An 8,571-nucleotide genomic window follows, 5' to 3' on the forward strand; every position below is an offset into this window, starting at 1 on the left:
TTTTTTATCTGTCCCACCATTAACAGCAACAAAACTAACAGAAAAGTAGTTTTTTTTGAAAAACTCAACATATGACGATTTTTTTTAAGACTCTATGATATACCAACATTTTCTTAAATGCAGATGGTTTAAAAAATGGCTAGAACTAGATTAACAGTAGATGAAATTATTTTAAGTGTTGAAAAACACTTAAAACAGATAGCAAGACGCACTCATTCAGATGAGTTAATACTACAATTGATTCGATCAAAAACTGCAAATCAATTTACAGAAGAAGACATTAAAAATTTGAGGAATAAATATCATAAAGTTTTAGAATTAAATAGATTAGAAGAAGTAATGGACACTATCTGCTCAATCAAAAAAAGTGATCGCTCTGATATTGAAAAAGACATTGTTGATTTTAGTGGATATGAAGACCCTTTCTCTCAGACTGATGAAAGAAGAAAAATCGCATTAAAAATGCTAAGAAACTACAATCGAAGAGTTCCTGATTTAATAAAACAAAAAGCACATAATGAAATCAAAAATTCATTTCAAAGTCCTTACAGACAAGAAAAAAAGAAGATAAAAGATCGAAAGCAAGAGAATCATGAGAAATTTTTTCTTGGAAGTGTGCTTATATCATTTTTTAAATCACAAAATAATGAAATGAATTATCTTGAGAATACACTTAAAATGATAGAGCTTTATCAAACTAAAGATTATTTTAGAAAAGAATTGTTTTCAAAGTCCGAAATTGAACAATTTAAATTCTCAGAAAAAGGAAGAAATTTCAATAATAAGAAAAATGTCATTTTATTAGACCACAATAATCCCTTTAAAAATAAGAAATAAAATTAAAAGATAAAGCATTATACGTTTAGCTCATTTATTTTAAATGAGCTAAGCAGTCGACGTTGTTATTATCTACAACGAACAAAAGATTATTTACTGATATAATAAAAGGAATAAGTATTTTTTTTGATTTTTTAAACATATCTCATCTTTTTTTTAATTAATTTGATAGCCTTTAGTTCAAGAGATTTCCTCTTAAAATTATATTGTAGGAGAGATTTAATGGGTATATCTATAGACCTTACTAATACAGAGCGACGTGTATCAACTGCGGAATTTGCATTAAGAATGAATATATCTGAAAAAGAGTTATATGATCGAATTAAAACCGGTCGCGTGAAAAGACCAATTAAAGATGGACGTAAAAACTACTGGCTTAATAGCTATGTCCTTACCTGTATTCTAAATGAGGAAAACTCAATTCTTACGTTAGAATGAAATAGATGTTGCTCTAAGTCAAAAGCGCCTGATTTTTCTCAGGCGCATTTTTTGAATATTCTCATTCATCCAATAGTTAAATTCTTATCTAATATAATGAGGTCATTTTTAAGAGATGTAGTAGGTCTATAAAATTAAAAAGGTCACAAATAACATTTGTGACCTTTTTTGTAACAAACTCATATGTGAGTAACATCGTGAGTAAGTTAAATATCAATATCTTAAATCATATTAAATTACAAAAACTTAAGATATCAGTGAGCAGTTTACATCATGCCGCCCATACCACCCATACCGCCCATATCTGGAACAGCTGGTTTATCTTCAGGAATGTCAGTAATCATACATTCTGTAGTTAACATTAAGCCAGCAACAGAAGCTGCATGCTCAAGTGCAGAACGAGTTACTTTAGCTGGGTCAAGGATACCCATTTCTAACATATCGCCATATTCACCAGTTGCAGCGTTGTAACCAAAGTTACCTTCACCACCTTTAACTGCATTGATCACTACAGATGGCTCATCACCAGCGTTTGCAACGATTTGACGAAGTGGAGCTTCGATCGCACGGCGTAAAATGTTGATACCTGCTGTTTGATCTTCATTAGCGCCTTTTAAGCCATCTAATGCATTAACCGCACGTACTAGAGCAACACCACCACCAGCAACAACACCTTCTTCAACCGCAGCACGAGTTGCATGAAGCGCGTCGTCTACACGGTCTTTCTTCTCTTTCATTTCAACTTCAGTCGCTGCACCGATTTTAATTACAGCAACACCGCCTGCTAATTTAGCAACGCGTTCTTGTAATTTTTCACGGTCATATTCTGAAGTAGATTCTTCAATTTGAGCACGGATTTGTTGAACGCGCTCAGCAATACCAGCAGCATCACCAGCACCATCAACAATAACAGTGTTTTCTTTAGACACAGTGATCTTGTGCGCAGTACCTAAATCTTGAAGAGTTGCTTGCTCTAAAGACATACCAACTTCTTCAGAAATAACAGTTGCACCAGTCAAGATTGCGATGTCTTGAAGCATTGCTTTACGGCGGTCACCGAAACCAGGAGCTTTAACAGCACATACTTTGATAATACCGCGCATGTTGTTTACTACAAGTGTAGCAAGCGCTTCACCTTCAACATCTTCAGCGATGATAAGAAGTGGTTTACCAGTTTTTGCAACTGCTTCTAAAACAGAAATCAATTCACGAATGTTGCTGATTTTCTTGTCTACAAGAAGAATGAACGGGTTTTCAAGTTCAGCAGTTAAAGTATCTTGTTTGTTTGCAAAGTATGGAGAGATATAACCACGATCAAACTGCATACCTTCCACAACGTCTAACGCGTCTTCGAAGCCAGAACCTTCTTCTACAGTAATTACGCCTTCTTTACCTACTTTTTCCATCGCTTGAGCGATAAGTTTACCAACAGTAGTATCAGAGTTAGCAGAGATAGAACCTACTTGCTCGATCGCTTTGAAATCGTCAGCTGGTTTTGCATTTGAACGGATATTTTCAACTACAGTTTTTACTGCGATATCAATACCACGTTTTAAATCCATTGGGTTCATACCTGCAGTTACAGATTTGATCCCTTCATTTAAAATTGCTTGAGCAAGTACAGTTGCTGTTGTAGTACCGTCACCAGCGATGTCGTTAGTTTTGCTAGAAACTTCACGAACAAGTTGAGCACCCATGTTTTCAAATTTGTCTTTTAATGAAATTTCTTTAGCAACAGTTACACCGTCTTTAGTGATGTGCGGAGCACCGAAAGAACGGTCAATCACTACGTTACGACCTTTAGGGCCTAAAGTCACTTTAACCGCATCTGCAAGTACGTTTACGCCTGCAATCATTTTTGAACGAGCTGAATCACCAAATTTTACGTCTTTAGCTGACATATTAAACTCCGAATCTTTTTAAATACTGAATCTGATAATGAATTGAGTTATGGATTGATTAGCCTTCCAACACAGCTAAAATGTCTGACTCTTTCATGATTAAGAGTTCTTCACCACTTACTTTCACTGTTGTACCTGCATAAGTACCAAACAATACTTTGTCACCAACTTTAACATCCAAAGCACGTACGCCATTCTCAGTGATTTGACCATTACCTACTGCAATTACTTCACCTTGAGATGGTTTTTCAGCAGCAGAACCTGGAAGTAAAATACCACCAGCAGTTTTGGTTTCTTCTTCTACGCGACGAATTACAACGCGATCATGTAATGGACGAATGTTGCTCATAATTAACTCCATCAGACTAAGTCTTTTTGATTAATCGTTATTGCTTTAATCCAGAGCAATAACAAAATATTTAGATGTCACTTTTGTGGGGATGAAAAAAAAGGCTTCAAGGGGAAAATGAAAAAAAACTTATCTTTTTTGGTCATTTTTTAACAAGTTGTGAAGAGTTTTTATTAAATTTAAAGCACAAAATAAAAGAGGCTATTTTCATAGCCTCTTTTATAAAGATAAATATTAATGTTAAACAAAGAGTTGCTGGTTATTTAACAATTCATCTAATGTTGTATTTACCTGATTTAAAGTTATCAATGAAACACTACTAAACATTGTACCTTCACCATCTCGGTCAAGACTAATAGTCGTGTTTCCAGCATCTTGCTCTACAGTAATAAATTTCGCTAATGTGCTCACGTCTTTAGAATAGTCAATTAATAGTTCACTTAAATCGATTTTGTCTGCTTGAGTATCAGTTCTTACATCACCTAAAGTAAAATCTAACACCGTATCATGTCCATTCCCACCAGTCGCATCTTGGCTATTTAGCAATTGGAACAGTATGGAATCAGTACCTTCATTAGTCATATAGGTATCGTTACCTTCACGCCCATTCAAAACGTTATTACCAGAGTTACCTGTTAAAAGATTATCTAAAGCATTGCCTGTTGCATTTAGATGAGCAGAACCAACCAACTCCAAGTCTTCAACATAACGACCACTTTCTAGACCTGTCGACCAATCAGAATATCCAACCAGACTATAACTCACAGAGCTAATTATTTTATCGTGTCCACCAAAATCAACATCTCGATAGCCTGATTCAACAAGTTGGTTCTCCCAATAACCGCTTTCTACGAAAACATCTTGATAGTGGCTAGTATCTACCCAAACATCTTCATAATGACTTGTATCAACATAAACGTCTTCATAATGACTAGTATCAACCCAGCCTTCTTCTGAACGTATATAGGTCAATTCATAACCTTCTTGCCATTGTCCATTCGCAAAATCATAATATTGTTGTTCATATCGACCATAATCGCTATCTGCCATGCCATTATCAATATAAGTTATACCATTCTGATTTTGATAAACATTTTGTACAGTTGAATAACCACTTGTGACCAATTGGGAATCATAATAACCATCAACAAACCATATCTGTTCGTAATGACCTTCAGTGACCCATTCTGGATATGTATAGCTATTATCAATCCAGACATCTTTATATATTGCATACGGCTCAACAATATATTCTTGAACAAAATCAATTATATGATCAACTATATAAGTATTATCAGCAGAATCACCTTTAAACTGATCAACAGTGATTGTAGTTAAATCACTAATTGCTTTATTGATAGTTTCACTACGATTTCCAGCACGATCAATAACAGTAAGATCAAATGATGTTGCATTCTCATACATATAAACAGAGAAAGTTCCATCAACCATAACCGTCGTACTTATTACAGAAGTTACAGAAGATTCTTGATCAGCAAAATGATATATAACTTCAAGGATAGCTCTACTTTCTGCATGTCCCGTGAGCTCTCCCAATCCATTTATGGCAAGTTGTGTGGCTACATTCGGTACTGTTGTATCATTCGTAGCAACAATCGTTGAGCCCACACTTATATTTTGATTGGCATCAACTACTTTTACTGTCAATGTTTCACCATGCCAATATTGTGACCATAATTGCACCCAGAAAGTACCACTACTTCCCACAGTAGTCTGACCAACTAAATTATTATTAGCATCGAAAATATTAACAGTTGAATATGCTTCAGCCTCCCCAGAAAGTATATTTCCTTCTTCCAATACAAGTTGTGTTGCTGCATTTGGCGCAACGATGTCTATCGGTGCCTTAATTTCTGTATAAACGCTTTGATACCCATTATGTTCCACAACAACACGTAAAGTTTGTCCATTCACCTGAGGTGAGTATAACTGGATATTAAAATATCCAGTTTCATCTACAGAACCACCGCCAATATAATTACTATACACATCAAAAATATGCATCTCACTATTTGGTGTAGCAGTTCCCTCAATGAAGAAACCATTTTCAGATAAAACAACATGATCTGCTGATGGTGGTGCATTAGTATCTGCAGTAAAAGTAAAATTAAATGGCGTACTTATATTTTTAGCTAAATCCGTTGCCGTGATAAATAATTGCTCTCCACGTAATAATGGTGGATAAATACTAGCATTGAAATATCCAGCTTCATCCGATTGAAATTCTGCTCTAAAATCTCCATCCGCATCCATTACTTTAATGGTTACTTTCGGATCAGCTTGTCCCGTAATACCATAACCGTCATTACTAATCACCACATCATTAATTATTGGAGCAATATTGTCTAAAGGCGCAATAATTTCAGAGATTAGGCTATATTGATTCGTATTCTGGTCATAAACTCGAACTTGTAATGTCTGTCCCTGTAGATAGTAATCAATTAACTGAATAGCAAAACTACCATCTTCATTCACAACATTATTCCACCCTCCATTAATGATCTGACCATCAGTAGATGTAACAACAATCGACATTCCTGCTGTTGCCTTTCCTGTTAGAATATGACCATCTACATCCAGTTTTAGCTCTGTTGCAGTAATTGGTGAGTTCGTAAATACAGGTACTAACTGATGAGCAACTTCGCTTCGGTTGCCAGCAATATCTTTGACAACAATACTCAAATTTTGTGTCTGGTATTGACTCAGATTAATCCATTGATTAAATGTGCCATCGTACCAAACATAAGTTGTTGCGATAACTGCACCATATTGATCAATAATTTCAATCGTTGCATTTGGCTCAGCCTCACCAAAAAGCAATCCGTCAGAGGTTAATGTAATATTTGAAGCAGCTGATGGTGCAACATCATCAATTAAAGCATTGTGTTTAACCTCAATACTTCGGTTACTTGCTTGATCAATTACAACAAATGTAAGCTCTTCTCCATGTAAATAGACTTGATTAAAATAACCTGACACGTTACCAGTACTATCTACATAACCATAACCTACAACCTCACCCGTAGCATTTTTGACTTCAATCCGAGTATTTACTTCTGCTTGCGCAGTAAAGTTTTGACCGTTTGAGTCGAGCACAATATTTTCAATCGGATTTGGCGAGATATCATCAATTAAGGCATTCTGTTTGACCTCTGTACTGCGGTTACCAGCTCGATCAACGACAACAAAAGTAAGCTCCTCTCCATGTAAATACACTTGATAGAAGTAACCAGAAACATTACCCATGTTATCGGTTGAACCAGATCCTACCACCTCACCAACAGCATTTTTAACTTCGATTCGACTATCTGCTTCCGCTTGCGCTGTAAAGTTCTGTCCATTGATATCAAATATAATATTTTCGATTGGATTCGGTGCAATATCATCAGTTAAAGCATTTTGCTTAAATTCAATACTTTGATTACCTGCTTTATCTATAACAATAAAAGTGAGTTCCTCACCTTTTAAATAAACTTGATTCAAGTAACCTGACACATTACCAGTGCTATCGACATAACCATAACCGACAAACTCACCAGCAGCATTTTTGACACCAATAAAACTATTAGCTTCTGCTTGTGCTGTAAAATTTTGTCCATTTTCATTAAAGATGATGTTTTCAATCGGCTTTGGTGCAATGGTATCCATCAAAGCATTTAACTTCATTTCATCACTACGGTTACCTACTCGGTCTATAACAACGAACGTTAATTCTTCTCCATGTAAATACACTTGATAGAAGTAACCCGTCACATTACCAGTGCTGTCGGTAGAGCCCCAACCTATCTGGCTACCAAATGAGTCAAAAATTTCAATCTGACTATTTGCTTCCGCTTGTGCTGTAAAGTTTTGACCGTTCGCATTAAGTACAATATTTTTAATCGGATTTGGGGCAATATCATCAAGCGGCGCCTTAACTGAAACAGCTTCACTCACATTTCCAGCAAGGTCTTTAACAATGACTGTAAATTCTTCACCATGTAAATTGTAGTTACCTAGAGAAATGTTGAATGTACCATCAGCGTTTACACTCTGATTCCAGGTATTCACTTGCTGACCATTTTGGTCAAAAATCTGGATGAAGGTATTCGGCTCAGCCACACCAGAAAGGGACGAACCATCTTCATTGAATGTAAGATTACTTGCAGCTACAGGAGCAATATCATCAAGCGGTGCTTTTACAGTAACCCCGTCACTCAAATTACCAGCCTGATCAACTACAACTACTTTAAATACTTCTCCATGCATGTAGTTACTATTTAAATAGAGGTTAAATGTTCCATCCCAATTAACATTATTATTCCAAAGATTTAATAATTGACCATTCTGATCAAATATTTGAATCGTAGAATTGGGCTCAGCCATACCAGTTAGATATGAACCATCTTCGCTAAATACTAAATTAGTCGCATTTTCTGGTGCCGTATTATCAAGAAAGGCTGTTTGTTTTACTTCAACGCTACGATTACCAGCTTGATCAATCACAACAAAAGTGAGCTCCTCACCTTTTAAATAAACTTGATTCAAGTAACCCGAGACATTACCAGCATCAGCCACATAACCAAAACCTACAACCTCACCCACAGTATTTTTAACTTCAACTTTGCTATTTGCTTCTGCTTGCGCTGTAAAGTTTTGACCATTTTCATTAAAGATAATGTTTTCAATCACATTCGGAGCAATATCATCAATCAAGGCATTCTGCTTGACCTCTGTACTGCGGTTCCCCGCTTTGTCAACTACAACAAAAGTGAGTTCCTCTCCATGTAAATAGACTTGATATAAGTAACCTGAAACATTTCCCATGCTATCGGTTGAACCAGATCCTATGACCTCACCAGCAGCATTTTTGACTTCAATTTGAGTGTTTGCTTCTGCCTGAGCTGTAAAGTTCTGTCCGTTCGCATCAAGTACAATATTTTCAATTGAATTTGGTGCAATATCATCAGTTAAAGCGTTTTGCTTGATCTCTGCACTACGGTTACCCGCTCGGTCAACGACAACAAAAGTAAGTTCTTCTCCATG

General features: G+C 35.9%; 5 protein-coding genes. 2 read left to right on the forward strand and 3 right to left on the reverse strand.

The window, feature by feature from the left end; all coding sequences use genetic code 11:
- Positions 1–135: 135 nt before the first annotated feature.
- Both HMPREF0013_RS16370 and HMPREF0013_RS16375 read left to right on the forward strand, forming a co-directional pair.
- Positions 136–837, forward strand: a complete 702-nt coding sequence (locus tag HMPREF0013_RS16370) for a hypothetical protein (RefSeq protein ID WP_005803935.1) — start codon at positions 136–138, stop codon at positions 835–837.
- Between the two features lie 222 nt (positions 838–1,059).
- Positions 1,060–1,275: a hypothetical protein gene (locus HMPREF0013_RS16375; RefSeq protein ID WP_005803938.1), complete on the forward strand. Its 216-nt coding sequence runs from the start codon at positions 1,060–1,062 to the stop codon at positions 1,273–1,275.
- Positions 1,276–1,541: 266 nt separating this feature from the next.
- Here HMPREF0013_RS16375 and groL read toward each other — a convergent pair whose 3' ends face one another.
- From groL to HMPREF0013_RS16390, 3 genes are all read right to left on the reverse strand, one after another.
- Complete coding sequence (groL, locus tag HMPREF0013_RS16380) at positions 1,542–3,176, reverse strand: chaperonin GroEL (protein WP_002120607.1); 1,635 nt, start codon at positions 3,174–3,176, stop codon at positions 1,542–1,544.
- A 58-nt stretch (positions 3,177–3,234) separates the two neighbouring features.
- Positions 3,235–3,525, reverse strand: coding sequence for a co-chaperone GroES (locus tag HMPREF0013_RS16385; protein WP_002120604.1), 291 nt, complete (start codon positions 3,523–3,525; stop codon positions 3,235–3,237).
- Between the two features lie 240 nt (positions 3,526–3,765).
- Positions 3,766–8,571, reverse strand: a 4,806-nt coding sequence (locus HMPREF0013_RS16390; protein WP_005803940.1) for an Ig-like domain-containing protein, incomplete at its 5' end; no start/stop codon positions are given.

The organism is Acinetobacter sp. SH024 (assembly GCF_000163635.1).
Taxonomy (GTDB): Bacteria; Pseudomonadota; Gammaproteobacteria; order Pseudomonadales; family Moraxellaceae; genus Acinetobacter; species Acinetobacter pittii.

What these genes read in the sequence shown, in the direction of transcription:
- groL (WP_002120607.1), bottom strand. Translation starts at nt 3,176, where the DNA reads ATGTCAGCTAAAGACGTAAAATTTGGTGATTCAGCTCGTTCAAAAATG.
- HMPREF0013_RS16375 (WP_005803938.1), top strand. Translation starts at nt 1,060, where the DNA reads ATGGGTATATCTATAGACCTTACTAATACAGAGCGACGTGTATCAACT.
- HMPREF0013_RS16370 (WP_005803935.1), top strand. Translation starts at nt 136, where the DNA reads ATGGCTAGAACTAGATTAACAGTAGATGAAATTATTTTAAGTGTTGAA.
- HMPREF0013_RS16385 (WP_002120604.1), bottom strand. Translation starts at nt 3,525, where the DNA reads ATGAGCAACATTCGTCCATTACATGATCGCGTTGTAATTCGTCGCGTA.